This window comes from Scandinavium hiltneri, from assembly GCF_024764835.1.
Classification (GTDB): domain Bacteria; phylum Pseudomonadota; class Gammaproteobacteria; order Enterobacterales; family Enterobacteriaceae; genus Scandinavium; species Scandinavium hiltneri.
This window is the reverse complement of the sequence record NZ_JALIGE010000074.1, coordinates 235910-261291: the sequence shown is the minus strand read 5'-3', so window position 1 is coordinate 261291 and position 25382 is coordinate 235910. Positions and strand designations below refer to the sequence as shown.

Genomic DNA, 25382 nt, shown 5'->3' with positions numbered 1-25382 from the left:
TTTTTTGGCTGAAGGAGTATGAAAATGGCGACAGGAAAGTCCTGCTCTCGCTGGTTTGCGTCTGTTGCGGCGTTATTGATGGTAATTAGCCTGAGTGGGTGTTTCGATAAAGAAGGCGATCAGCGCAAAGCGTTCATCGACTTCCTGCAAAATTCCGTGATGCGTAGCGGCGAACGTCTGCCAACGCTGACCACCGATCAGAAAAAACAATTTGGTCCGTTCGTTTCCGATTACGCAGTGATTTACGGTTATTCTCAGCAGGTGAGCCAGGCGATGGATGCCGGTTTGCGTCCGGTTGTAGACAGCGTGAATGCGATTCGTGTCCCACAGGATTACATGACTCAGCGCGAACCGCTTCGTCAGGCTAATGGTGCCCTGGGCGTGTTGAGCCAGCAGCTGGAAAACGCCAAAATGCAGGCGGACGGTGCGCATTCGGCACTGAAACAGGCTGACGATCTGAAGCCGGTCTACGACCAGGTTTACAACAAAGTCGTGACCCTGCCAGCGAACGCAATGCAGCCGCTGATCCCTGCTGCACAGATCTTCACCCAGCAGCTGGTGCAGATTGGTGATTTCGTGGCACAGCAAAATACCCAGGTAAGCTTCGTGGCCAACGGAATTCAGTTCCCGACGTCTCAGCAGGCGAGCCAGTACAATGCGCTGATTGGCCCTCTGGCCGCTCAGCACCAGGCGTTTAATCAGGCCTGGAGCGCGGCGGTTAACGCCACGCGTTAAGCATTATACCCAAGTTCATTCAAGTTGCAGGTAGGCGGCAACGGAGCGAATCCCGATGAGCTTACTCTAGTAAGTGATTCGGGTGAGCGAGGGTAGCCAACACCGCTGCAGCTTGAATGGCGACGGGTATAAAACCGGGTGGCGTCCTGTCACCCGGTCTCTTTCTCATTTCACCTGCGGGTTCACGCAGTTCTTCTCAATCTTTCCGTTTAACGCATCAATCAGATTATCGACCGCCGTGGCCGCCATGTTGTAGCGCGTCTCATGGGTGGCAGAACCGATATGCGGCAGCGCCACGACGTTGGGCAGCTTGAGCAATTCTGACGAAACCGGCAGCGGTTCCTGCTCGAACACATCTAAACCCGCCGCATGGATTTCGCCTGCCTTTAACGCGGCGATTAACGCATTTTCATCCACCACCTGGCCTCGTCCGGCGTTAATGAAAATGGCCGATGACTTCATTTTGGCGAACTCGGCGGCGCCGAACAGGTGACGAGTTTCGTCAGTCAGCGGCAGGATTGAACAGACAAAATCCGCTTCCTGGAGCAGGGTGTCGAGGTCGCAATGGCGCGCGTTAAAGCGTTCATCCGCCTCTTTATGCTGACGACGCGCGTTGTACAAAACCGGCATACCGAAACCGAAATGCGCGCGCTGCGCCAGCGCCAGACCAATGCGGCCCATCCCGACAATACCAATGGTTTTGTGGTGCACGTCGGTGCCAAACCAGTCCGGGCCAATGCCTTTGGTCCATTCGCCTGCTTTCACGCGTTCGGCCACTTCGACCACCCGGCGCGCGCTGCTCAGGATCAACGCCATCAGCGTGTCGGCCACGGTTTCGGTCAGGGCGGTTGGGGTGTGCATCAGCAATACGCGGCGGGCATTCAGCGCATCGACATCGAAATTGTCGTAGCCGACGGAAATGGTGGAGGTGGCGCGCAAGGCGGGCATGTTATCCAGCAGCGCGGCGTCCACTTTTTCGCTTGAGCCAAGCAGGCCCTCGGCATTTTTGAACGCGTCGGCGTGATTCTGAACGGTATCCGCGTCCAGGTTCGGCACTTTTGTGACTGAAAAATGCGCCTCAAGGCGGCGTTGCAAATCGTCAGGTAATGCTTTGTAGAGAATGACGGACGGTTTCATTCCTTTCTCCAGATAAAGGGTTTAAGCGTGGCGTGCGCCGACGGGAAGCTTCTGATTATTAGCAGGCTTAACAATTAAAGTCAGCCACACTGAGACGAAAAGTGCCACCCCCATAAATATGTAAGAGGCAGATGGCGTGCCGGTTGCGCCGTTGAGGTAGCCGACAAACCAGGAGCCGAAGAACGAGCCGAGCGCACCCATGCTGTTGATAAGCGCCATCGCGCCACCGGCTACGTTACGCGGCAACATCTCCGGCACAATGGCGAAGAACGGCCCGTATGGGGCGTACATCGCGGCACCTGCAATCACCAGCAGGCTGTAGGACATCCAGAAATGATCGGCCCCGACGGCCCAGGAACCAATAAACGCCAGGCCGCCAATCAGCAGCAATGGCCAGACGAACAGCTTACGGTTTTGCATCTTATCGGAGGCCCAGGAGGCGAGGATCATGGCGATGGTGGCGGCCAGATACGGCACCGCTGACAACCAGCCCACTTCCACCATGCCTAAGTTTTCACCGCCGCTGCGAATAATGGACGGCAGCCACAGCACGAAGCCATACACCCCGATGCTCCAGGCAAAATATTGCAGGCACAGCAGAATGACGTTCCGCGAGCGGAAGGCTTCACCGTAGTTACGCACCGCTTTGATGCCCTGTTGCTCCTGATTGAGCTGTTCCTGCAACGCAGATTTTTCCGCTTCAGACAGCCAGCCCACCTGCGCAGGTTTGTCTTTCACCAGCACCCACCAACAGAAAGCCCAAATCACCGCCGGGATACCTTCAAAGATAAACATCTCACGCCAGCCGAAGGACTGAATCAGATAGCCCGACACCACCGACATCCACAGCACCGTCACCGGGTTGCCGAGGATCAGGAAAGTGTTGGCGCGTGAGCGTTCTGATTTGGTGAACCAGTTGCTGATGTAAATCAGCATCGCCGGCATCACTGCGGCTTCGACCACGCCCAGAATAAAGCGGATCGCCGCCAGCATTGGGATATTACTGACCATCCCGGTCAGCGAGGCACAGCCGCCCCACAGGATCAGGCACACAAAAATCAGTTTGCGCACGCTGCGGCGTTCGGCGTACATCGCACCGGGGATCTGGAAGAAGAAATAGCCGAGGAAAAACAGCGCGCCGAGCAGCGAGGACACGCCTTTGGTGATGCCGAGGTCGTCGTTGATCCCCGCGGCGGAGGCAAATGAGAAGTTAGCGCGGTCGAGATACGCCAGGCTGTAGGTGATAAACACGATGGGCATGATGTACAGCCAGCGCTTCGTGGCAGGATTTGAACGGTTCATAAGCGTGCCTCTGTTACTGAGGAAATGGCTACCGCGGTATGTAGGGTACAGGGTAGCGTTGTTTGGGTGTTTCGGTTGCAGCCGTCCGGTGTGTGGTAAAGGGATTACCCGGCCTCGCCGAGCGCTTCCCGGGTGGGTAATCCTTCGCTGTCGCCCTGGACCTGAATCGCCAGCGAACCAATTTTGTTACCGCGCGAGACCGCCTGCGCCAGGGTTTTGCCTTCCAGCAGGGCGCTGATCGTGCCGACTGCGAAGCCATCGCCTGCGCCCACGGTATCGACGACGTTTTCCACTTTTTCGGCGGTTACGCTGCCATGCTTGCCATCCGCGCTTTGGTACCACGCGCCGTCGGCCCCGGTTTTAATCACCACCGCTTTTACGCCACGGCTCAGGTAAAAATCAGCAATGCCCTCCGGCGTGCGCTGTCCGGTCAGAATGAATCCCTCTTTCAGCCCCGGTAATACCCAGTCGGCCTGGCAGGCGAGATGATTCAGTTTCTCGACCATTTCCGCTTCGCTTCTCCACAGCACCGGCCGCAGATTTGGGTCAAAAGAGAGCGTTTTCCCGGCGCGTTTCATGTCATTCGCGGCGTGATCGAGCAGTTCGTAGGCGCTGCCAGATAACGCGGCCGCCACGCCGCTGAGGTGCAAATGACGGGCTGACAGAAAGTGCGCGGAATCGAAATCATCTTTGCTGAGATGGCTGGCGGCGGAGCCTTTGCGGAAGTATTCCACAATGGGATCGGTTCCATTTTCGACTTTAGATTTCAGCTGAAAACCGGTGGGATAACGCCCGTCGACGGTGACGCCTGCGCTATCAATGCCTTCCTGTTTGAGCGAGTCCAGCACGAACTCGCCGAAGCTGTCATCACCCACCCGGCTGACCCAGCTGACGTTAAGTCCGAGGCGCGCCAGGCCGGTGGCGACATTCAGCTCTGCCCCGGCCACGCGTTTGATAAATGACTCAACCTGGCTGAGCGGCCCGGTTTTCTGGGCGACAAACATCGCCATGGCTTCACCGATAGTGATCACATCCAGTGTCTGATTCATGCTTATTCCTCGCGTAACCAGCGAACATAGCGACGGGTGACGGCCACCAGATCGTCGCCTTCAAGCGGAAATTCGATACCGCGCGGTACGTTGTCAGGCAAGGCGTTGAGCAGGGCGGCCCAACGCGGGTTGTCGTCCGGGGTTATCGCCCGCCAGCCGTCATGGTGCGGTTCAGCGGCTTTGACGTGAACGTAGCCCACGTTCGGGGCCAGCCGCTGTGCGGCCTGTTCCGGGGAATCGCCCAGCCACAGCCAGTTGCCCATATCAAACGTCAGACGAATCGGTAACGCATGTACGCGTACGGCGGCCTGGAAGCGCTGCATCGGGGCCAGTTTGCCGCAGTCGGTCTGGTCGTTTTCAATCACCAGCGCCACCGGGCTGTCGGCCAGAATGGCGCGCAGCGTTTCCGGCGCGGCAGGCTGCGTGAAATGACCTAAAGAGAGTTTCAGCCAGGCGGCGTTCAGGGCTTGAGCTTCCAGAAGCAATGCGCGGAGATTGGGGTTCAGATTACCGTCGGTCTCAAACAGCCCTTCCGGCGCGGAATAGCAGGCCATCAGGTTGTGCTGAGAGATGTCAGCCGCCAGCTGTGGCAGGGTGTCGATCTCCTGCGGAGTAAACAGTTCTCGGCGGATTTCGACGCCGTCAGCACCTGCCGCCGCAATGATGGACAGCACGCCGTGCTGCCCTCCGAGGGCCTTCACGCGGTCGCGGCCATAGGCGGCAGTGACGACGATGATTTTTCTTGCCATCCGGGACTCCAGAACGAAATAAGAGTGGGTTTCTCTGTATTACGCTAGATGGAACCGGTTCCAAAGAAAAGGCAGCGTTGTCTAATTTATGATCGTCATCACAGGGGAATTAGCGGCTGGTGGATCCCCGGACGATCAGTTCGCCGGAGAAAACCTGTTCGCGGATCGGGTCGCTACTGCCTTCGATCCGGCGCACCACCTGCTCTACGGCGGCATAGCCGATTTTCCAGGTCGGCTGTTTGAGCGTGGTAATGCCCACTCCCGCTAGCTCAGCCCATTCCAGTTCGTCAAAACCGAGCAGGCCGATATCGCTGCCCCAGTGCAGGCCCAGGCGTTTGAGCGAGCGTGCCACCTGTAGCGTCAGCGCGCCGTTGGCGGAAATGACCGCTTTGCGCATTCCGCGATGGGTAGCGTGGAACTGACGCAGCGCGTTATCGATGAGTGCGCCGTCGTTCAATGGCACTTCGGCGTTTTCAGCGCTGATGCCCGGATAGCGAGCCAGCGTGGTGCGGTAGGCGGCCAGGCGTTCGCGTCGGGTGTTGACGCTCCCGAGTGGTTCGCTGAGAAACAGCAGGGCTTCAAATCCCTGATCGACGAGGTGTTCAGTGGCGGTAGTGGCGGCCTGGGTGTTATCCAGCCCGACCACGTCGCAGGCAAAATCCGGAATTTTTCGGTCAATAAGCACCATCGGCAGGGCCGACTGTTGCAGGCGACTCAGGCCTTCTTCGTGCATTCCTACGGCATTAACCACGATCCCTTCCACCTGATAACTGCGCAGTAAATCGAGATAGTGTCGTTCCTGATCCACTTCGTTATTGGTGTTACACACCAGCGGCGTAAACCCCTGTTCGCGACAGGCGGCTTCGATCCCGCTTAATACGTTGACGGAATAGGGATTGGTGATATCGGCGATGATAAGTCCAATGAGGCGAGTGCGGCCATGCTTCAGGCCCCGTGCCATCAGGCTTGGACGATAGTCGAGTTCAGCAATAGCGTGTTCGATTCGCGCCAGAAGGGCGTCTGAAAGTAGATGCTTTTCGCCGTTAAGATAACGCGAAACGCTGGTCTTACCCGTTTTTGCCGCTTTCGCCACGTCGCTGATGGTGGCTCGCGCCTTGTTCGCCATGAGGGCTTCCTTCACCTGAATGTGTGAACACCTTAGCGCGAAAATAAGCGATGGCAAGCCGTTAATGCTGGCGCTGGCGGGCCTTTTCGTCGAAAGCGCTGGCCGGGGCGGCGAAACCCTCCCCGGCACAACGATTACTGCAGCGGGCTGAGGGTGATTTCTACGCGACGGTTCTGCGCTTTCCCTTCGGCGGTGCTGTTGCTGGCGACAGGATTCGCTGGCCCCATTCCGCTGGTGCGGATGCGGTTCGCGGTGACGCCCTGGGTGATAAGGGAGCTGGCTACTGAATCGGCACGCTGCTGGGACAGACGCATGTTCAGCTCCTGGCCGCCGGTGCTGTCGGTGTAGCCGACCACGTTAACTGCGGTTTTTTCGTACTCTTTCAGCACCATCGCCACGCCGGTCAGGGTGTTGGCCCCGGCCGGTTTCAGGTTGGCGCTGCTGCTGTCGAAGGTGACGTTATTCGGCATGTTCAGCACGATGTTGTCACCATTACGGGTGACGCTGACGCCTGTGCCCTGCATTTTTTCGCGCAGCTTGGCTTCCTGCACATCCATGTAATAACCGACGCCACCACCAACGGCTGCGCCTGCTGCGGCGCCGATCAATGCGCCTTTGCCGCGATCGTGTTTGGAGGAAGAGAGCATGCCGATACCCGCTCCCGCCAGTGCGCCAATACCCGCACCAATGCCGGATTTTCCGGCTTCACGTTCGCCGGTGTAAGGGTTGGTGGTACAGCCTGACAGGGCCAGCGCGCCGCTTACCATTGCAGCAATTATGATTACGCGTTTTTTCATCTTCTTTCCTTAATCCTTTTTATTCTTTACCAGCGCAAACGTGGCGGTTGATTATGACGCCCGATTGTGAGGAAAATTCCAGAACGATCCGAAAATATGTAAATAAATGGAACGGTGATGAAAAAATCGCCGTCGTAACACCTGCATCCGTCAACCAGGAGCCTGTTTTGGCCAACTCATCTGCAACAAAAACCATTCTGACCGCCGCCCACTGGGGGCCCATGCTGGTCGAAACCGATGGCGATACTGTGCTGGCGTCTCGCGGTGCGCTTTCTGGAACCTTTGAGAACTCGCTGCAAAGCGCGGTACGCGACCAGGTGCACAGCAAAACGCGGGTGCGCTATCCGATGGTGCGTAAAGGTTTTTTGACCTCGCCGGACAGCCCACAGGGCGTGCGCGGGCAGGATGAGTTTGTTCGGGTGAGCTGGGACGAGGCGCTGGATCTGATTCATGCCCAGCATCAACGTATTCGCGAGACCCACGGCCCGGCGTCGATTTTTGCGGGTTCCTACGGCTGGCGCTCGAACGGCGTGCTGCACAAAGCGGCGACGCTGTTACAGCGTTACATGAGCCTCGCCGGCGGTTATACCGGGCATCTGGGGGATTATTCCACCGGTGCAGCGCAGGCGATTATGCCATACGTGGTCGGCGGCAATGAGGTGTATCAGCAGCAGACCAGTTGGCCGCTGATTCTGGAACATACCGACGTGGTGGTGCTGTGGAGCGCGAATCCGCTCAACACCCTGAAAATTGCGTGGAACGCCTCCGACGAGCAGGGTATGACCTTTTTCACTCAGCTACGAAACAGCGGCAAGCGGCTGATTTGTATCGATCCGATGCGTTCGGAAACCGTCGATTTCTTCGGGGAATCGATGGAGTGGCTGGCCCCACACATGGGCACCGACGTGGCGCTGATGCTCGGCATTGCCCATACGCTGGTGGAAAATAACTGGCACGATACGACGTTCCTGGAACGCTGTACTACCGGCTACGCCCAGTTCGCTGAATACCTGACCGGCGAGCGCGACGGCGTGGCGAAAACCGCCGAATGGGCGGCAGACATCTGCGGCATTGATGCGCCGAAAATCCGCGAACTGGCGGAGGTTTTCCATCAAAACAGCACCATGCTGATGTCCGGTTGGGGTATGCAGCGCCAGCAGTTTGGCGAGCAGAAGCACTGGATGCTGGTCACACTGGCCGCCATGCTCGGCCAGATTGGCACACCGGGCGGCGGTTTTGGCCTCTCTTATCATTTCTCCAACGGCGGGAACCCAACCCGACGCGCGGCGGTGCTGGCCTCGATGCAGGGCAGCGTCGCCAATGGCACCGATGCGGTGGATAAAATCCCGGTGGCGCGCATTGTCGAAGCGCTGGAAAACCCCGGCGCGCCATATCAGCACAACGGCATGGACAGACACTTCCCGGATATCCGTTTTGTCTGGTGGGCGGGTGGCGCCAACTTTACCCATCATCAGGATACCAACCGCCTGATTCGCGCCTGGCAGAAGCCGGAACTGATCGTTATCTCTGAGTGTTTCTGGACCGGCGCTGCACGCCATGCGGACATCGTGCTACCGGCGACCACCTCGTTCGAGCGCAACGATTTGACCATGACAGGGGATTACAGCAACCAGCATCTGGTCCCGATGAAACGCGTGGTCGCGCCACGGGATGAGGCGCGAGATGACTGGGAGGTGTTTGCCGAACTGAGCGAACGCTGGGAAGCGGGCGGCCGCGAGCGCTTCACCGAAGGCAAAAGCTGTCTGGAGTGGCTGGAAACCTTTTACGAGATTGCCGGACAGCGCGGCGCGAGCCAGCAAGTGACGCTTCCTCCGTTCCAGCAATTCTGGGAAGCCAATCAGCTGATTGAGATGCCGGAGAGCGAGCAGAATGCCAGGTTCATCCGTTTCGCCGCCTTCCGCGAAGATCCGCAGGCCAATCCGTTAAAAACCGACAGCGGAAAAATAGAAATTTATTCCCAGCGGATCGCCGGTTTTAATTATGCCGATTGCCCTGGGCACCCGACCTGGCTTGAGCCGGACGAGTGGCACGGTAATGCGCAGGCAGGGCAGCTACAGTTGTTGTCGGCGCATCCGGCGCACCGTTTGCACAGTCAGTTGAATCATACGCGGCTGCGCGAGAAATACGCGGTGGCGGGGCGTGAGCCGTTGACGCTGCATCCTGACGACGCGAAAGCGCGGGGCATTGTCGACGGTGACCTGGTGCGCGTGTGGAACGGGCGAGGGCAGGTTCTGGCGGGCGCGGTCGTGACCGAGGGGATTCGCCCTGGCATTATCTGTCTGCACGAAGGGGCATGGCCGGATCTCGATAATCAGGCCGGGGGCATCTGTAAGAATGGCGCGGTCAACGTGCTGACCAAAGATCTCCCGAGTTCGAAGCTCGGCAACGGCTGTGCGGGAAATACCGCGCTGGCGTGGCTGGAGAAATACCACGGACCAGTGCCCACGCTTACAGCATTCGATCCGCCTGCCAACGCATAATCCAGGTCGGCTGCCGGGTTTCATCCTGCCATGCGCTGTCCTGAATACGGAAACCCTGCGCATGGTAGAAATTCACCGCCCGGCTGTTTTTCTGGTACACCTCAAGGCTTAATTCCGGGTAGCGGTCGCAGACATACGCGAGCAGCGCCCGGCCAATGCCGCGTCCGATACAGGCGGGCGCGACAAACAGCGCGCCGACAAAGCGCTGGTCCATCACGCTGATAAACCCCTGCACCACACCGTCCTCTTCCCACACCCACGTATGCGCGGCGGGGAGGTACACATCGCGCACCAGCGGTTCGCTCTCATGCCAGTAGCTTTCCTCGATAAACGGATGCGCAAAAATAGTGCTCTCCAGCCACAGCGTCAGCAGGGGTTGGCGGTCGCTACTTTGCCATTTGCGGATCATCGTCGCCTCCAGGATGGCAGAAACATGCGGTGACATGGTCGTTGACCAGCCCGCAGGCCTGCATAAAGGAGTAGCAGATGGTGGTGCCGACAAACTTAAAGCCGCGCTTTTTTAGCGCCTTCGACAGCGCATCCGACGCGGGCGTGCTGGTGGGGATTTCTGCCAGCGTCGCGGCGCGCGTTACCTGCGCGTGGTTATCGACAAACGACCAGACGAAATCGGCAAACGGTTCGCCGTTGGCTTCCATGGCAAGGAATGCGCGGGCGTTGCCAATAATTGACTGAATTTTTCCGCGATGGCGAATGATCCCGGCGTTGAGCACCAGTCGCTCGACGTCGGCGTCACCCATGGCCGCCACTTTTATCGGGTCGAAGTGGTGAAACGCGTCGCGATAGTTTTCACGCTTTTTCAGCACCGTTATCCAGGAAAGCCCGGCCTGTTGGCCTTCAAGGCAGATCATTTCAAACAGCTTTTGATTATCCCGCTGGGCCACGCCCCATTCGCTATCGTGATAGGCAATGTAAAGCGGGTCCTGACTTACCCAACCGCAACGTTCCATCTCACTCTCCCACTTTTTGATGTCGATGAAGAAATGTTCAACCTGCCTTGACGGCAGAAATAAAATGACAATATTTAGTAATACGCACTCGCGTAAAAAATCATAACAACAATGCCGGATTCGGCTCTTTCGGAGTCGCCAAATGATGATTAAAAGATGCAATGGCTACCGGGGTGGTCTCTACCCGGCATCTGTTTTTGTGTGGATGTCTCTTGCGACATCAGCTTTCGCCTGGCAACAGGAATATATCGTTACTGACCCACAAAGTAATATGCCGGAACGCTATACCTGGGATAGCGATCACCAACCGCGTTATGACGACATTCTGGCGGAACGCATCAGCGCGACGCAAGTTCAGCCGGGTATGGCGATGAATCTACCTGATGATACCCCGCTGGATGTGACCCGCACGCTGAGCATGGTCTGGAATATTCCGCTGAGCGCGTTGTTCACCACCGGGCCGGTGGCGAGCTGGCATTATGATGGGTCTGCCACATCGACCTGGAATGAATTTGGCGACAGCGGGACCAGCACTACGGCGCTGACCGACCCGATGTGGCATGCCAGCAGCAGCACACTGGGCTGGCGCCTCGACTCGCAGCCACTGTGGGGTGTGCATCCGTGGGCACAAATCAGCTACAACCAGCAGTTTGGTGATAATCAATGGAAGTCGCAATCGGGCCTGAACCGCACCCCGACATCCACGCAGGACGGAAATTGGGTCGATGTGACCGTGGGCGCCGATATGCTGCTTAATCAGCACGTGGCGGCGTATGCATCACTGTCCCAGGCCGATAATATGAGTGAAGGGGCCAATTATCTTTACATCATGGGATTGAGCGCCCGTTTTTAACATGCTGTTATCGTCATAAACACATGTTCAGCTCCATTTATTCACAGTGTTTACGCGCTCTGCCGTGATAGTTAACACTAACTTTTCCCTCGTTTTTATTTTGGCAATGTCATTCATTCTCCTCTCAGTGCATTTCATTCCGCACTGACGGCAGTTCATGCCTTTTTTAACCCTGCCTGAAATGCACTTCGTTATTTTAGCTGCAGTTAATTTTGATAAGGCATATACGCCCATGAATACTGCAATCCGTCCTTCTACCCGCTGGCTGACGCTGGTTGGAACCATCATCACCCAATTTGCACTCGGTTCGGTTTACACCTGGAGCCTGTTTAACGGCGCGCTGTCCGCCAAGCTCGATGAGCCTATCAGCCAGGTCGCGTTTTCCTTCGGTCTGTTAAGCCTCGGCCTGGCGATTTCCTCGTCCGTAGCCGGTAAACTGCAAGAGCGTTTTGGCGTGAAGCGCGTCACCATGGCCTCCGGGATCCTGCTCGGCCTGGGCTTCTTCCTCACTGCGCATGCTAATAATCTGATGATGCTGTGGCTGAGCGCCGGGGTGCTGGTTGGTCTGGCGGACGGGGCAGGTTATCTGCTGACGCTGTCGAACTGCGTGAAATGGTTCCCGGAGCGTAAAGGGCTGATTTCCGCGTTTTCCATTGGCGCGTATGGCCTGGGTAGCCTGGGCTTCAAATTCATCGACAGCCAGCTGCTGGCGAGCGTCGGCCTGGAAAAAACCTTTATCATCTGGGGCGCGATTGTGCTGGTGATGATTGTGTTCGGTGCAACGTTGATGAAAGACGCGCCGCTGCAGGAAGTTAAAACCACCAACGGCGTGGTAGAGAACGACTTCAGCCTGGCACAGTCAATGCGTAAACCACAGTACTGGATGCTGGCGGTGATGTTCCTGACGGCCTGCATGAGCGGTCTGTACGTGATTGGCGTGGCGAAAGATATTGCCCAGGGCATGGTGCATCTGGACGTGATGACGGCGGCGAACGCGGTCACCGTGATTTCCATCGCCAACCTGAGTGGCCGCCTGGTGCTCGGTATTCTGTCCGACAAAATTGCCCGTATCCGTGTTATCACCATCGGTCAGGTGATTTCCCTGGTCGGCATGGCGGCGCTGCTGTTTGCTCCGCTGAATGCGATGACCTTCTTCGCAGCGATTGCCTGCGTGGCCTTCAACTTCGGCGGCACCATCACCGTGTTCCCGTCGCTGGTGAGCGAGTTCTTCGGCCTGAACAATCTGGCGAAAAACTACGGCGTGATTTATCTCGGCTTCGGGATTGGTAGCATCTGCGGTTCGATCATTGCGTCCCTGTTCGGCGGCTTCTACGTGACCTTCTGCGTCATCTTCGCGCTGCTGATTCTGTCTCTGGCGCTGTCGACCACCATTCGTCAGCCAAATCGTGAAGTGTTTGAAGAGGCTCATGCCTGATATTGAACGGCATAATCCCTGCCGGTAACACATTCCTGCCATAAATCTTTCGATCCGGGCCATTATTTTTGTAAATATTGCCCGGATCACACTTCCTGACGACACTTTTTCTCTGCGCTATGGTCTACTCACTGCGCTTATAGACGTTTCTGATAACTGTTCCTTACGCGATTCCTTAATCTACTTACTGTCTTGCCGATAGCTAAGTCGGTTTTTTGTGCCCCTTTTCCCAGGGTTTGTTTGCATGAATTATATTAAATCTTTAACACAACAGCGGTTGTGCCTGTTCATCGCCTTGTATATCGGTCTGTTCCTTAACGGCGCGGTATTAGTGCGACGGCTGATGGGCTATCTTGAAAATCCCAGCGTAGTGAATGGCATTTTTGCCATCATCGAACTCTGCGGCTCGGTACTGGTCACGTTCTGTTTGTTACGTCTGATCTCCATTCTGGGCCGCCGTCCGTGGCAGATTCTGACCTCGCTGGTGGTCATTATTTCCGTTGCCGCCAGCTACTACATGACCTTTATGAACGTGGTGATTGGCTACGGTATCGTGGCGTCAGTGATGACCACCGACGTTGACCTGTCTAAAGAAGTCGTCGGGCGTGGCCTGATGATGTGGACGGTACTGGCGAGCCTCCCGCCGCTATTCTTCATCTGGAGCAACCGTTGCCGTTATACGCTGCAACGCCAACTGCGTACTCGCGGGCAGCGCGTGCGTAATATCGCCGTAGTGGTGATGGCTGGCCTGTTGGTCTGGGCCCCGATCCGATTAATGGATCGTCACCAAAAACAGGTCGAGAAAACGTCTCAGGGCGATGCGCCGAGTTACGGCGGCATCATTGCCAATTCCTATTTGCCATCGAACTGGGTATCCGCGCTGGGCCTGTACGCCTGGGCGCAGGTCGATGAATCCTCTGACAGTCGTTCTCTGATTAACCCGGCGAAAAAATACACTTATGTGGCACCGGGCAAGGATCTGGATGATACCTACGTGGTGTTTATCATCGGCGAAACCACCCGCTGGGATCACATGGGCATTCTGGGCTATGACCGCAATACCACACCGAAGCTGTCGCAAGAGAAAAACCTGGTCGCCTATCGCGGCACGTCCTGCGACACGGCCACCAAGCTTTCACTGCGCTGCATGTTTGTACGCGAGGGCGGGGCAGAGGATAACCCTCAGCGTACGCTGAAGGAGCAGAACGTGTTTGCGGTGCTGAAACAGCTGGGCTTTAGCTCAGACCTGTTCGCCATGCAGAGTGAAATCTGGTTCTACAGCAACACCATGGCTGACAACATTGCTTATCGCGAGCAGATTGGCGCCGAGCCGCGTAACCGTGGCAAAGACGTGGCTGACAAACTGCTGCTGCCGGAAATTGCGCAGTCGCTGGAAAACCATCCGAACGGCAAGCATTTGATCATCCTGCACACCAAGGGCTCGCACTGGAGTTACTACCAGCGCTACACCCGCGATTTTGCAAAATGGCAGCCGGAGTGCGTTGGTATCAACGACGAATGCAGTAAGAAGGAGATGATCAATGCCTATGACAACTCGGTGCTGTACGTTGATACCTTTATCAGCGACGTACTGGATCAGCTGCGCGACAAGAAGGCCATCGTCTTCTATGCTGCCGACCACGGTGAGTCGATCAACGAGAAAGAGCACCTGCACGGTACGCCGCGCATGCTAGCTCCGCCTGAGCAGTTCCGTGTGCCGATGCTGGTATGGATGTCTGATAAGTATCTGGAAAACCCGGCGCATCAGCAGGCGTTTACGCAGCTGAAAAAGGAAGCTGACATGAAGGTACCGCGTCGTCACGTGGAATTGTATGACACCATCATGGGTTGCCTCGGATACACTTCGCCAGACGGCGGGATTAACGAGAATAACAACTGGTGTCACGTCCCGGCTAAAAGTCAGTAATGAGACGGCGAGTTTCTCGCCGATCAACAAGGCTTTTGCTGAAAAGGGATTGACGGGGTCGAATCGCAGCAGTAACATTCGGCCCGCATCGGCGAGTAGCGCAGCTTGGTAGCGCAACTGGTTTGGGACCAGTGGGTCGGAGGTTCGAATCCTCTCTCGCCGACCACATTCGAAAAAACCGCTCTTTTGAGCGGTTTTTTTACGTCTGTAGCCCGGAGAGGATGAAGAAGCTCCGGGGAAGGAGGTTTGAGCCGAGCGAAGCGAGACAACGTTGCTTCAGCAACGGCCCGAAGGGCGAGCCACGCAGTGGCGAGTTATCCTCTCTCGCCGACCACATTCGAAAAAACCGCTCTTTTGAGCGGTTTTTTTACGTCTCGTGTTTTTTGCCCGGTGGCGCTGCGCTGACCGGACCTACGGGCGTTCCGGGGTTTGTAGGCCCGTGCAAGCGAAGTACCACCCGGCAATGAATTACCCCAACAGCTCCGTGCCATACGAATTATCAATCGTGCATAGCCAGCGTCCGTTGTCTTCCTGGCGGAATACGTAAGTCGCACGGCGGGTGATTTCGACAGAGGCTCCGTCGCCGCCCGGAAAACGCAGCCTGGTTTCCATAATGACCAGCGCATTACCCGCCCCCTCGATGACCTGCATTTCACCCTGCTCAACAACCAGCTGGCCCTGAAAATAGTCTGCGATCGCGATGAAGGCTTTGCGAATTGCCTCTTTGCCCTGAACGGTCATCCCGGGTTTCACCACCAGAGCGGCATCTTCCGCATAATGCACCATCAGGGCGTCGTAATCTTTTGCCGATATCGCCTTATCACATGCCTCGATAACCTGACGTAGTGGATGTGAAGTCATGCTCTATATTCCTCTGCTGTTTTTGAATGAACCTGCTTTCTCTACACTCGCACCATAACCGTCAAAAATCCTCACCATCCTCTCTTCGCATCGTCAGATAACCGTTTTGTGACATTTTCCATTGTATTTTTTTATATTTGGTTAGCCTTTTTCTTGCGTTACTAATGGATAACCTCAGCATTTTCGCCTGTGCGTTTTAACGTTCACGCTATTAATCGCTCAGATTATCGCCATTTCGCCAGAAATTTTCAGCAATTCGCACAATTGTTAATCACTGGTTATTGCAAGGTGTGAAGATGATTGTGCTGCTGTTAAGCGCGTAGCATAAATTTCCCTGCTGAGAATACCCTTCAGAAGTTTTTTTAATCTTTGTCTGAGGATTCTCACCGTTGATGTAAATCCCGGTTACCTGTATTGACGTTTGCACATTCTGTTGACAGATTGTAGGGCATGAGGGGCATTTCAGGGAGAATCTGCGCTGCTACTCAGTCGCTCTTCTGAAAGGAATCTCCAACCCTTTTAACGCCTTCGGGCACTACCGAACAGACCGGTTAAAAAACAAATAAAGGTCTGGCGGAAAACACAACAAACAAACATCACATTTGGAGCAGAATAATGAGTATTTCCTTGAAAAAGTCAGGGATGCTGAAGCTTGGTCTTAGCCTTGTGGCCTTGACTGTGGCGGCAAGCGTGCAGGCCAAAACCCTGGTTTACTGTTCTGAAGGCTCGCCGGAAGGCTTTAACCCACAGCTGTTCACCTCTGGTACGACTTATGACGCAAGCTCCGTGCCTATCTACAACCGCCTGGTTGAATTCAAAACCGGCACCACGGAAATTATCCCAGGTCTGGCAGAGAAGTGGGATGTCAGCGCCGACGGCAAAACCTACACCTTCCACCTGCGCCCAGGCGTGAAGTGGCAGGACAACAAAGATTTCAAACCGACGCGTGACTTCAACGCCGATGACGTCGTGTTCTCCTTCGACCGTCAGAAAAACGACAAAAACCCGTACCACAAAGTGTCTGGCGGCAGCTATGAATACTTTGAAGGCATGGGCCTGCCGGACCTGATTAGCGAAGTGAAGAAAGTGGACGATAATACCGTTCAGTTCGTGCTGACGCGTCCAGAAGCACCGTTCCTCGCCGACCTGGCGATGGACTTTGCATCGATTCTGTCAAAAGAGTACGCAGACAACATGCTGAAAGCCGGCACGCCGGAGAAAATCGACCTGAACCCAATCGGTACCGGTCCATTCCAGCTGCTGCAGTACCAGAAAGACTCCCGTATTCTGTACAAAGCGTTCCCGGGCTACTGGGGTACCAAACCGCAGATCGACCGCCTGGTGTTCTCTATCACCCCAGATGCGTCCGTCCGTTACGCCAAACTGCAGAAAAACGAATGCCAGGTGATGCCGTACCCGAACCCGGCTGACATCGCTCGCATGAAGCAGGACAAAAACATCAACCTGCTGTCGCAGGCTGGCCTGAACGTGGGCTACCTCTCCTTTAACACCGAGAAGAAACCGCTGGATGACGTGAAAGTTCGTCAGGCGCTGACGTACGCGGTGAACAAAGAGGCAATTATTAAAGCCGTTTATCAGGGCGCGGGCGTTGCTGCCAAGAACCTGATCCCACCAACCATGTGGGGCTATAACGACGATGTGAAGGATTACACCTACGATCCGGAAAAAGCCAAAGCGTTGCTGAAAGAGTCTGGCCATGCGGATGGTTTCAGCATTGACCTGTGGGCGATGCCGGTACAGCGTCCGTACAACCCGAACGCTCGCCGTATGGCTGAGATGATTCAGGCTGACTGGGCGAAAGTAGGCGTGAAAGCCAACATCGTGACCTACGAGTGGGGCGAGTATCTGAAACGCGCCAAAGCGGGCGAGCACCAGACCGTCATGATGGGCTGGACCGGCGACAATGGGGATCCGGATAACTTCTTCGCGACCCTGTTCAGCTGTGCTGCGGCGAAAGACGGTTCTAACTATTCTCGCTGGTGCTACAAGCCGTTTGAAGACCTGATTCAACCTGCTCGTGCGGCTGAAGATCACAACAAGCGTATTGAACTGTACAAACAGGCTCAGGTAGTGATGCATGACCAGGCTCCAGCGCTGATCATCGCTCACTCCACCGTGTACGAGCCAGTGCGTAAAGAAGTCAAAGGCTATGTGGTTGATCCATTAGGTAAGCACCACTTCGAAAACGTCTCCATCGAATAATTAAAAATGTAAGGGGTACGCGAGTGCCCCTCTATGCCCGGCGACGCTGCGCCTGCACGGGCCTACGAATGTAGGCCGGGTAAGCGCAGCGCCACCCGGCAGTTGTGAGCAATACAGACGTGCTGTCGCCAGGCAGAACGTCATGAGAGAGAATCCGGGTTATGTTGCAGTTCATCCTCCGACGTCTGGGATTAGTTATCCCGACCTTTATCGGTATTACCCTGCTGACCTTTGCCTTTGTCCATATGATCCCCGGTGACCCGGTGATGATAATGGCCGGTGAGCGCGGTATTTCCCCTGAGCGTCACGCACAGCTTCTGGCTGCCATGGGCCTTGATAAGCCAATGTGGCAACAGTATCTCCATTATATCTGGGGCGTACTTCACGGCGATTTAGGGATCTCGCTGAAGAGCCGTCTGCCGGTATGGGACGAATTCGTACCGCGCTTTAAAGCCACGCTGGAACTTGGCGTCTGCGCAATGATTTTCGCTGTTGCGGTGGGCATTCCCGTCGGCGTGCTGGCGGCGGTTAAGCGCGGTTCCATCTTCGATCACACCGCCGTTGGCCTCGCGCTGACCGGCTACTCAATGCCGATTTTCTGGTGGGGCATGATGCTCATCATGCTGGTGTCGGTACAGCTGAATCTGGCGCCGGTCTCCGGGCGTATTAGCGATTCGGTGTTCCTCGATGACACGCTGCCGTTAACCGGCTTCATGTTGATTGATACCGCCATCTGGGGCGAACCGGGTAACTTCATCGATGCTCTGGCGCACATGGTGCTGCCTGCGGTGGTGCTCGGCACCATTCCTCTGGCGGTCATCGTGCGTATGACCCGTTCGGCGATGCTGGAAGTGCTGGGCGAAGACTATATCCGTACCGCGCGTGCGAAGGGCCTGACTCGGATGCGCGTCATCATTGTGCATGCGCTGCGTAATGCCATGCTGCCGGTAGTGACGGTTATCGGTCTGCAGGTCGGCACGCTGCTGGCGGGTGCGATTCTGACCGAAACGATCTTCTCCTGGCCGGGCCTTGGGCGCTGGCTGATTGATGCCCTGCAGCGCCGTGATTATCCGGTTGTGCAAGGCGGGGTCCTGCTGGTTGCGACGATGATTATCCTCGTTAACCTGCTGGTCGACCTGCTGTACGGCGTGGTGAACCCGCGTATTCGTCATAGGAAGTAAGGGGCCATCATGTCACAAGTCACTGAAAATAAAGTTGCTGCACCGGTGCCAATGACCCCATTGCAGGAGTTCTGGCACTATTTCAAACGTAATAAAGGGGCGGTTGTTGGTCTGGTGTATGTGGTGGTGGTTATGCTCATCGCTATTTTCGCCAACGTCCTCTCGCCGTATAACCCGGCGGATCAGTTCCGTGATTCGCTGCTGGCGCCACCGTTCTGGCAGGAAGGCGGCACGCTGTCGCATCTGCTCGGCACTGACGATGTCGGTCGCGACGTGCTGTCACGCTTAATGTACGGTGCGCGACTGTCGCTGCTGGTGGGCTGTCTGGTGGTGGTGCTGTCGCTGGTTCTGGGCGTCGTGCTCGGGCTGGTGGCAGGCTATTTCGGCGGCATCATTGATAACATCATCATGCGCATCGTCGACATCATGCTGGCCCTGCCAAGCCTGCTGCTGGCTCTGGTACTGGTGGCGATTTTCGGTCCGTCCATCGGTAACGCTGCGTTGGCGCTAACCTTTGTGGCCCTGCCTCACTACGTGCGATTAACCCGTGCGGCAGTAATGGTGGAGGTCAATCGCGACTACGTAACCGCTTCTCGTGTGGCGGGTGCGGGCGCAATGCGTCAGATGTTCGTCAACATTCTCCCAAACTGTCTTGCGCCGCTGATTGTTCAGGCGTCGCTCGGTTTCTCGAACGCCATTCTCGATATGGCCGCTCTTGGCTTCCTTGGCATGGGTGCGCAGCCGCCAACACCGGAGTGGGGCACCATGCTCTCCGACGTGTTGCAGTTCGCGCAAAGCGCCTGGTGGGTCGTGACCTTCCCGGGTCTGGCGATCCTGCTTACGGTGCTGGCATTTAACCTGATGGGCGACGGTCTGCGTGACGCGCTGGATCCCAAACTGAAGCAGTAAGAGGCACGAGATGGCGTTATTAAATGTAGATAAATTATCGGTGCACTTCGGAGACGTTGGCACCCCATTTCGCGCCGTGGACCGCATCAGCTATAGCGTAAAGCAGGGCGAAGTGGTCGGCATCGTTGGGGAATCTGGTTCCGGTAAATCCGTCAGCTCGCTGGCGATCATGGGACTGATTGATTACCCCGGCCGCGTGATGGCGGAAAAACTGGAGTTTAACGGTCGCGACCTGAAGCGCATTTCCGAAAAAGAACGCCGCCAACTGGTGGGCGCGGAAGTGGCAATGATTTTCCAGGATCCGATGACCAGCCTCAACCCGTGCTACACCGTCGGTTTCCAGATTATGGAAGCGATTAAGGTGCATCAGGGCGGTAACAAGAAAACGCGTCGTCAGCGGGCTATCGACCTGCTGAACCTGGTGGGCATTCCTGATGCGGCTTCGCGTCTGGATGTTTATCCGCACCAGCTCTCCGGTGGGATGAGCCAGCGCGTGATGATTGCGATGGCGATTGCCTGTCGGCCAAAGCTGCTGATTGCCGATGAACCAACTACCGCACTGGATGTCACCATTCAGGCGCAAATCATCGAGCTGCTGCTGGAGCTGCAGCAGAAAGAGAACATGGCGCTGGTGCTGATTACGCACGACCTGGCGCTGGTGGCAGAAGCGGCACACAAAATCATCGTGATGTACGCAGGCCAGGTGGTGGAAACTGGGGCCGCGCAGGATATCTTCCGCGCGCCGCGTCACCCGTACACTCAGGCACTGCTGCGTGCGCTGCCGGAGTTTGCGCAGGATAAAGCGCGTCTGGCCTCGTTGCCGGGCGTCGTTCCGGGCAAGTATGACCGCCCGAACGGCTGCCTGCTCAACCCGCGCTGCCCGTATGCTACCGACAGATGTCGTGCTGAAGAACCGGAACTGAATGCCGTCGACGGCGGTCGTCAGTCCAAATGCCATTACCCCCTCGATGATGCCGGGAGGCCAACATTATGAGTACGCCTGAGGCCACCTCGCAACAGCCGTTGTTGCAGGCTATCGACCTGAAAAAACACTACCCGGTGAGGAAGGGCTTTTTTGCCCCAGAACGCCTGGTGAAAGCCCTCGACGGCGTATCGTTCACCCTCGAACGCGGTAAAACGCTGGCGGTGGTGGGGGAGTCCGGCTGTGGGAAATCCACGCTCGGCCGCCTGCTAACGATGATCGAAGTCCCGACCGGCGGTGAGCTGTACTATCAGGGCCAGGATCTGCTTCAACCCGACGCCACCGCGGAAAAGCTACGTCGCCAGAAAATCCAGATTGTGTTCCAGAACCCGTACGGATCGCTGAACCCGCGTAAGAAAGTCAGCCAGATCCTCGAAGAGCCGTTGCAAATTAACACCACGCTGAACAAAGCGGAGCGCAAGGCGAAAGTGCTGGAAATGATGGCCAAAGTTGGCCTGAAAACCGAGCATTACGACCGCTATCCGCACATGTTCTCCGGCGGTCAGCGCCAGCGTATTGCCATTGCCCGCGGCCTGATGCTGGACCCGGACGTGGTGATTGCCGATGAGCCGGTTTCTGCACTCGACGTTTCCGTGCGTGCGCAGGTGCTGAACCTGATGATGGATTTGCAGCAGGACATGGGGCTGTCGTATGTGTTCATCTCTCACGACCTGTCGGTGGTGGAACACATCGCTGACGAAGTGATGGTGATGTACCTCGGTCGCTGTGTGGAGAAGGGCAGCAAGGACCAGATTTTCAATAATCCGCGCCACCCGTACACCCAGGCGCTGCTGTCGGCGACGCCGCGTCTGAACCCGGATGACCGTCGCGAGCGTATCAAGCTGACCGGCGAACTGCCGAGCCCGCTCAATCCGCCACCGGGCTGTGCCTTTAATGCCCGCTGTCGTCGTCGCTTTGGCCCCTGCACTCAGTTGCAGCCCCAGCTTAAAGACTACGGTGGACAACTGGTGGCATGCTTTGCCGTTGACCAGGATGAAAACGGTGAAAAACCACTGGCCTGATTATCTGGCCTGCAGGCATAAAAAAAACCGCTCGATGAGCGGTTTTTTTGTGGCTGGCGATTACTGCGGGTAAGGTACCCAGTCGCCGCCGTTGAGTTTCACGTACGGTTTGTTCTGGTACTGAATCACGATGGCGTTGGAGTTCTCCGACACCGGTGCCGTCTGCGGCAGACCTTTGGTCAATTCTTCCCAGTTCACGCTGTCCGCGGTGAACATCTTGCCGTCGACGGCGCGGGACACCAGTTCCGATACCGCCAGCAGGCTGCTTGGCTGATCGATTTCAATCGGTGCACCTTCATGCGGTGCCTTCATGCCGAAGAATTTCACCGCTGTCGGGACGTTGGTGATGTTCGGGCTTGGGATATCACGCAGACCAGACACCTGCATTTTATCGCCTTTCAGCGCGCCACCGTGTTCAGGCACGATAACGACCATCACTTTACGACCCGATTTTTCCAGCTCTGTAAAGAAGGTATCCAGCTCATCAAACATCGTCTGCGCACGGACTTTGTAGTCAGCCGTTTTGCTCTGACCCGGGAAGTGGTTCCCGTCGTGCAGTGGCAGGATGTTATAGAACGTCGCCGTTCGTGTACCCGGTTCTTTCAGCTCGCTTTCATTCCAACGGTGAAGCTGGTCGAGTTCGTCGTAGACCGGCGAACCGTCAAACGCCACCAGGCTCTGCTTCAGGCCTTTTTGGTCCATCAGCGGCGCCTGGATATCACCGTAGTTACGCATCTCTTTCAGGAAGTCACCGAACACGCCGTTGTGGCCGAGCATCAGCTGCGTTTTGAAGCCCAGCGCCGCCAGGTTATCAAACAGGTAGCACTGCTTGCCTGCCGGCGAGTAAAGATTGGTGTGCGAAGGCTGACCGCAGCTGGCGCGCAGCAGACGAATCGCCGCCGGGCCGCTGTAAGAGGTGGCAGAGTTAAAGTGTTTGAACACGATATCAAAGTGCGACCACAGCGGATGCTGCATCAGACCTGCGGCTTCAATGTCATCCCATGAGAGGGAGCAGATATTGATAACCAGCAGTTCGAACGGCTGTGCATCTGCCGGCAGGGACGTAGGGAACGTAGTCTGACGCTTCTGCTCCGCAGCATAGAAGCTGGAAAGCCAGGCATTCAGGTTCGCTGACGTCGGCGGTGCAGTTTGTGCCGGAATATCGCCGACAACAGGTTTCGCATCGGCCGTGGCGACGGTTGCCGCCGCGGTGCCGCCCGTGGTGGTGACCGTACCGGTCGCCTGACCGCCAGGGAACAGCGAGAAGTTCGGGCCGACAACGGTAATGAGGTTCAGCCACACCATGATGACCACGGTGAAGACCGTGATGCGCAGCCATTGGGTCAAGAACATCCAGGCAACCAGCAGGACGAAGAACAGACCGACCATCTGCCAGTTAATAAAGCGCGTCACCAGGTCGATAACGTAGCCCATGCTGAAGCCCGCGACTTCCGATCCCTGGCTTATGATACTTTCCGGGCCAGGCAGCCAGGTATCGTGCCAGAACAGCGCAAAACCTATGGGGATGGCAATCCAGTGGCGGATTTTGTGCAGTTTTCTGTTCGGAATAGGCAGCAGCAGAAAGGCCATAAAGACCAGGTTCTGCATGGCGTGGAAATTAAGATATCCCGCCCACAGCAGGCCAAACTTCGCTAAAAAGTAGAAGTTCCATCCAGAAAGGCCGCGCCAGTATTGCCAAAATGGCGATGAGGAGACGGCGGTTTGAGTAGGGTTAGTCATCGTTTTGCTTTGCCTTGACGAAATCTGACCGGCGCAGTGTGCCTGCCGGTTTTACATAACGGGGTCTAAAAAACATCAACCTGAAGGTTGTTTCAATGCGGCGCAGAAAGTGACGCGCCATGTATCCCAGAGGGAAAAAAATCAATGCGCACAGCACAACCAGCTGAATAATATCGCTAATTGACATCATTGAGGTTGTCCTCCTTGTGCGTCGGTAAGACGATGAGGTTTAGGGTAACGACGCCAGCTGTGCCCGTCGTGGACGGCATTCACCACCGGCGTTTTGTCGGTGGTCATCGGTAATGGTGCATTCCAGCGATCGGCGGTGACCGCCCGCATTTCCACGATTTCTGCCGTAATCTGCTTATCTTCAAACCAAATCATGCGGTTCGAGAAAATATCGGCCGTTGGTAACGGGAAGATGTGGTTCAGCGCCGTATCCAAATCGTTTATGCGACAAAAGGTCAGGAACATCACCAAGCGGTTATCGCCAATGGTCATGATGTCGCCGAGGCGGTTCGGGCGGCACAGCGTTAACGCTTGTTCCACGCGCAGGCCCGGCACTGGCCGCAACGCTACCATCACACCTTTGTTATCGGCAGGCAGCAGCGGGTTATTCATAATATTGTGTACCGCTTTGCAGAAGATATCCCACTTCTGATAGCCACGAAGTTTCAGCGGCTGGGTCATCGACAGCAGCGTGCTGATTTCGTCCGGCACGTGGCGTTGGAACTGCTGCTTCTGCACGCTTTCGACCAGCGTCAGGCAGCGGGACAGCGGCGTATTCCATGGCACAACCAGATTCGCGCCGCAGCCCAGCAGTAGACGTTCGTCCGTTGCTCGCAGGCTGGCGGTGATTTCGCGCACCACAATTTTCATCGCGCTGCCGCGTTGACGACGCAGCGAGTGGATGTCGTGGGCGAGTTGTTCAATCTGGCTGGTTTGTTCGACGGTGAAAATCACAGTGGCAGCCTGAGCCGTACGCGCGGCGTTAAACACCGCATCGTTGGTATCAAAGACTGACCAGTGTTCTGACAGCGGCGGAGCGCCTTCGAGGGCACTTTTGGTGCTCAGTACATCTTTTTCATCGCTGCGCGGTTGAACCACAGTTTCTTCGCGTTCGGCCAATTGCCAGGTTTTACCGATATAGTTAACCTGAAGCTGTTGGCGTGCACTGACACCTTTTTCGTTAGCCCAGAATGCAATATCCAAAAGATGACTGTCGCCCAGGAAACGAAGGCTTGCTAAACCGGAAAGCGAGCGATACTCGGCCAGTAATAGCGAAAGTTGTGCGTCAGTATTGTTACCTGGATTAAGAATAAGCAACGAGCAACGGTAGTATTTAGCCCAACGCTGGGCGCTATTCAACCATTTCTTTATGCGTTCTGGTGGAATATTCTGCCAGGCGTTATCTGAACACAGCAACATAAATATATGGTTTGCCGGATCAATAGAGCAAAGCAGATCCTGGCGCAACGAGTATAGACCATTTTCATTTTTTGGCATGTTGAAAAGGCGTATTTTTTCAGGACCGTGAGATCCATTTAATTTTACTATCTTCTGCGGTTTTTCTCCCATCGTAATCGCGGCGACTTTTGCATCAGAATTCTGCGCAGCAATCGTCTGATTCAACAGGCTCACGGCGTCTTCACGACGTTCAACATTGATCCACCAAACACCACCCAGAGGCATATGGCTAACTTCGTCCCATAAGGACTGGATTCCAAGTGAAAATACAGGGTCCACGGTGTCCCTCGTGTGCAAGTTTGACTGTGTATTAGTTTACTAGCAAAACTCTCAGATTAAACCTAACATTGAAATTAAAGAGTAACAGATTTAGCATGTGAACCCATTTTCTGTTCGGACATAGTGTATCTAACTGATG

Annotated in this window: 22 protein-coding genes, 1 tRNA gene and 1 other RNA gene; 12 read left to right on the top strand and 12 right to left on the bottom strand. The window is 55.9% G+C overall.

Annotated features, from left to right (window positions below):
* Positions 1–24: 24 nt before the first annotated feature.
* The gene (locus MUU47_RS14185) at positions 25–735 is read left to right on the top strand and encodes a DUF3053 domain-containing protein (RefSeq protein WP_258988816.1); all 711 of its coding nucleotides are present in this window, start codon (positions 25–27) and stop codon (positions 733–735) included.
* 165 nt (positions 736–900) lie between these two features.
* Here the strand turns inward: MUU47_RS14185 and ghrB are convergent, their stop codons facing one another.
* From ghrB to MUU47_RS14155, 6 genes are all read right to left on the bottom strand, one after another.
* Positions 901–1872 (bottom strand): glyoxylate/hydroxypyruvate reductase GhrB, encoded by a 972-nt coding sequence (gene ghrB / locus MUU47_RS14180; RefSeq protein WP_258988814.1) that lies wholly within the window; start codon positions 1870–1872, stop codon positions 901–903.
* A gap of 21 nt (positions 1873–1893) precedes the next feature.
* Positions 1894–3174 carry an MFS transporter gene (locus MUU47_RS14175; protein ID WP_258988813.1) on the bottom strand — a complete coding sequence of 427 codons (1281 nt, stop codon included), beginning with the start codon at positions 3172–3174 and terminating at the stop codon, positions 1894–1896.
* 104 nt (positions 3175–3278) lie between these two features.
* Positions 3279–4223, bottom strand: a complete 945-nt coding sequence (locus tag MUU47_RS14170; protein ID WP_258988811.1) for a sugar kinase — start codon at positions 4221–4223, stop codon at positions 3279–3281.
* Positions 4224–4225: 2 nt separating this feature from the next.
* Positions 4226–4972, bottom strand: a complete 747-nt coding sequence (locus tag MUU47_RS14165; protein ID WP_258988809.1) for a sugar phosphate isomerase/epimerase family protein — start codon at positions 4970–4972, stop codon at positions 4226–4228.
* 109 nt (positions 4973–5081) lie between these two features.
* Positions 5082–6098: a LacI family DNA-binding transcriptional regulator gene (locus tag MUU47_RS14160; RefSeq protein WP_159769248.1), complete on the bottom strand. Its 1017-nt coding sequence runs from the start codon at positions 6096–6098 to the stop codon at positions 5082–5084.
* A gap of 134 nt (positions 6099–6232) precedes the next feature.
* Positions 6233–6895 (bottom strand): OmpA family lipoprotein, encoded by a 663-nt coding sequence (locus tag MUU47_RS14155; protein WP_258988806.1) that lies wholly within the window; start codon positions 6893–6895, stop codon positions 6233–6235.
* 167 nt (positions 6896–7062) lie between these two features.
* Between MUU47_RS14155 and MUU47_RS14150 the strand changes: the two genes are divergently transcribed.
* Positions 7063–9396, top strand: a complete 2334-nt coding sequence (locus MUU47_RS14150; RefSeq protein WP_258988804.1) for a molybdopterin guanine dinucleotide-containing S/N-oxide reductase — start codon at positions 7063–7065, stop codon at positions 9394–9396.
* Here MUU47_RS14150 and MUU47_RS14145 read toward each other — a convergent pair.
* Complete coding sequence (locus MUU47_RS14145) at positions 9365–9805, bottom strand: N-acetyltransferase (protein ID WP_258988802.1); 441 nt, start codon at positions 9803–9805, stop codon at positions 9365–9367. The genes MUU47_RS14150 and MUU47_RS14145 overlap by 32 nt on opposite strands.
* The gene (gene tag / locus MUU47_RS14140) at positions 9783–10364 is read right to left on the bottom strand and encodes a DNA-3-methyladenine glycosylase I (RefSeq protein ID WP_258988800.1); all 582 of its coding nucleotides are present in this window, start codon (positions 10362–10364) and stop codon (positions 9783–9785) included. The genes MUU47_RS14145 and tag overlap by 23 nt, the downstream gene beginning before the upstream one ends.
* A gap of 142 nt (positions 10365–10506) precedes the next feature.
* Between tag and MUU47_RS14135 the strand changes: the two genes are divergently transcribed.
* The 5 genes from MUU47_RS14135 to MUU47_RS14115 all read left to right on the top strand — a co-directional run bounded on the left by MUU47_RS14135 (position 10507) and on the right by MUU47_RS14115 (position 14913).
* Positions 10507–11217, top strand: a complete 711-nt coding sequence (locus MUU47_RS14135; protein WP_258988798.1) for an autotransporter domain-containing protein — start codon at positions 10507–10509, stop codon at positions 11215–11217.
* A gap of 232 nt (positions 11218–11449) precedes the next feature.
* Positions 11450–12652, top strand: coding sequence for an L-lactate MFS transporter (locus MUU47_RS14130; RefSeq protein WP_258988797.1), 1203 nt, complete (start codon positions 11450–11452; stop codon positions 12650–12652).
* Positions 12653–12896: 244 nt separating this feature from the next.
* The gene (eptB, locus tag MUU47_RS14125; RefSeq protein WP_258988796.1) at positions 12897–14579 is read left to right on the top strand and encodes a kdo(2)-lipid A phosphoethanolamine 7''-transferase; all 1683 of its coding nucleotides are present in this window, start codon (positions 12897–12899) and stop codon (positions 14577–14579) included.
* An 89-nt stretch (positions 14580–14668) separates the two neighbouring features.
* Positions 14669–14745, top strand: a tRNA-Pro gene (locus tag MUU47_RS14120).
* Between the two features lie 34 nt (positions 14746–14779).
* Positions 14780–14913: non-coding RNA, RtT sRNA (locus tag MUU47_RS14115), on the top strand.
* A 134-nt stretch (positions 14914–15047) separates the two neighbouring features.
* Here MUU47_RS14115 and MUU47_RS14110 read toward each other — a convergent pair.
* Positions 15048–15440, bottom strand: coding sequence for a YybH family protein (locus MUU47_RS14110; RefSeq protein ID WP_258988795.1), 393 nt, complete (start codon positions 15438–15440; stop codon positions 15048–15050).
* A 615-nt stretch (positions 15441–16055) separates the two neighbouring features.
* On the opposite strand from MUU47_RS14110, the gene dppA reads away from it, so the two are divergent.
* The 5 genes from dppA (at position 16056) to dppF (ending at position 21757) form a co-directional block, all read left to right on the top strand.
* The gene (dppA, locus tag MUU47_RS14105) at positions 16056–17663 is read left to right on the top strand and encodes a dipeptide ABC transporter periplasmic-binding protein DppA (protein WP_258988794.1); all 1608 of its coding nucleotides are present in this window, start codon (positions 16056–16058) and stop codon (positions 17661–17663) included.
* Between the two features lie 161 nt (positions 17664–17824).
* Entirely contained in the window at positions 17825–18844 is a 1020-nt protein-coding gene (dppB, locus tag MUU47_RS14100; protein WP_258988793.1) for a dipeptide ABC transporter permease DppB, read from the top strand.
* Between the two features lie 9 nt (positions 18845–18853).
* Positions 18854–19753, top strand: a complete 900-nt coding sequence (dppC, locus tag MUU47_RS14095; RefSeq protein ID WP_258988791.1) for a dipeptide ABC transporter permease DppC — start codon at positions 18854–18856, stop codon at positions 19751–19753.
* 10 nt (positions 19754–19763) lie between these two features.
* A complete protein-coding gene (gene dppD / locus MUU47_RS14090) occupies positions 19764–20747 on the top strand; it encodes a dipeptide ABC transporter ATP-binding protein (protein WP_258988790.1) in 984 nt (327 codons plus the stop codon).
* Positions 20744–21757, top strand: a complete 1014-nt coding sequence (gene dppF, locus MUU47_RS14085; protein ID WP_258988789.1) for a dipeptide ABC transporter ATP-binding subunit DppF — start codon at positions 20744–20746, stop codon at positions 21755–21757. Before dppD ends, dppF begins: the two co-directional genes overlap by 4 nt.
* A gap of 60 nt (positions 21758–21817) precedes the next feature.
* Here dppF and bcsG read toward each other — a convergent pair whose 3' ends face one another.
* From bcsG to bcsE, 3 genes are read right to left on the bottom strand one after another with little or no spacing between them, the layout of a single operon-like run.
* Positions 21818–23497: a cellulose biosynthesis protein BcsG gene (bcsG, locus tag MUU47_RS14080; RefSeq protein ID WP_258988788.1), complete on the bottom strand. Its 1680-nt coding sequence runs from the start codon at positions 23495–23497 to the stop codon at positions 21818–21820.
* Positions 23490–23687: a cellulose biosynthesis protein BcsF gene (gene bcsF, locus MUU47_RS14075; protein ID WP_159757300.1), complete on the bottom strand. Its 198-nt coding sequence runs from the start codon at positions 23685–23687 to the stop codon at positions 23490–23492. Before bcsF ends, bcsG begins: the two co-directional genes overlap by 8 nt.
* Positions 23684–25243, bottom strand: a complete 1560-nt coding sequence (gene bcsE / locus MUU47_RS14070) for a cellulose biosynthesis protein BcsE (protein WP_258988787.1) — start codon at positions 25241–25243, stop codon at positions 23684–23686. The genes bcsF and bcsE overlap by 4 nt, the downstream gene beginning before the upstream one ends.
* Positions 25244–25382: the final 139 nt, after the last annotated feature.

Excerpts from the sequence above, each read along its gene's own strand:
- MUU47_RS14185 (WP_258988816.1), top strand. The coding sequence starts at position 25 with ATGGCGACAGGAAAGTCCTGCTCTCGCTGGTTTGCGTCTGTTGCGGCG.
- ghrB (WP_258988814.1), bottom strand. The coding sequence starts at position 1,872 with ATGAAACCGTCCGTCATTCTCTACAAAGCATTACCTGACGATTTGCAA.
- MUU47_RS14175 (WP_258988813.1), bottom strand. The coding sequence starts at position 3,174 with ATGAACCGTTCAAATCCTGCCACGAAGCGCTGGCTGTACATCATGCCC.
- MUU47_RS14170 (WP_258988811.1), bottom strand. The coding sequence starts at position 4,223 with ATGAATCAGACACTGGATGTGATCACTATCGGTGAAGCCATGGCGATG.
- MUU47_RS14165 (WP_258988809.1), bottom strand. The coding sequence starts at position 4,972 with ATGGCAAGAAAAATCATCGTCGTCACTGCCGCCTATGGCCGCGACCGC.
- MUU47_RS14160 (WP_159769248.1), bottom strand. The coding sequence starts at position 6,098 with ATGGCGAACAAGGCGCGAGCCACCATCAGCGACGTGGCGAAAGCGGCA.
- MUU47_RS14155 (WP_258988806.1), bottom strand. The coding sequence starts at position 6,895 with ATGAAAAAACGCGTAATCATAATTGCTGCAATGGTAAGCGGCGCGCTG.
- MUU47_RS14145 (WP_258988802.1), bottom strand. The coding sequence starts at position 9,805 with ATGATCCGCAAATGGCAAAGTAGCGACCGCCAACCCCTGCTGACGCTG.
- tag (WP_258988800.1), bottom strand. The coding sequence starts at position 10,364 with ATGGAACGTTGCGGTTGGGTAAGTCAGGACCCGCTTTACATTGCCTAT.
- MUU47_RS14135 (WP_258988798.1), top strand. The coding sequence starts at position 10,507 with ATGATGATTAAAAGATGCAATGGCTACCGGGGTGGTCTCTACCCGGCA.
- MUU47_RS14130 (WP_258988797.1), top strand. The coding sequence starts at position 11,450 with ATGAATACTGCAATCCGTCCTTCTACCCGCTGGCTGACGCTGGTTGGA.
- eptB (WP_258988796.1), top strand. The coding sequence starts at position 12,897 with ATGAATTATATTAAATCTTTAACACAACAGCGGTTGTGCCTGTTCATC.
- MUU47_RS14110 (WP_258988795.1), bottom strand. The coding sequence starts at position 15,440 with ATGACTTCACATCCACTACGTCAGGTTATCGAGGCATGTGATAAGGCG.
- dppA (WP_258988794.1), top strand. The coding sequence starts at position 16,056 with ATGAGTATTTCCTTGAAAAAGTCAGGGATGCTGAAGCTTGGTCTTAGC.
- dppB (WP_258988793.1), top strand. The coding sequence starts at position 17,825 with ATGTTGCAGTTCATCCTCCGACGTCTGGGATTAGTTATCCCGACCTTT.
- dppC (WP_258988791.1), top strand. The coding sequence starts at position 18,854 with ATGTCACAAGTCACTGAAAATAAAGTTGCTGCACCGGTGCCAATGACC.
- dppD (WP_258988790.1), top strand. The coding sequence starts at position 19,764 with ATGGCGTTATTAAATGTAGATAAATTATCGGTGCACTTCGGAGACGTT.
- dppF (WP_258988789.1), top strand. The coding sequence starts at position 20,744 with ATGAGTACGCCTGAGGCCACCTCGCAACAGCCGTTGTTGCAGGCTATC.
- bcsG (WP_258988788.1), bottom strand. The coding sequence starts at position 23,497 with ATGACTAACCCTACTCAAACCGCCGTCTCCTCATCGCCATTTTGGCAA.
- bcsF (WP_159757300.1), bottom strand. The coding sequence starts at position 23,687 with ATGATGTCAATTAGCGATATTATTCAGCTGGTTGTGCTGTGCGCATTG.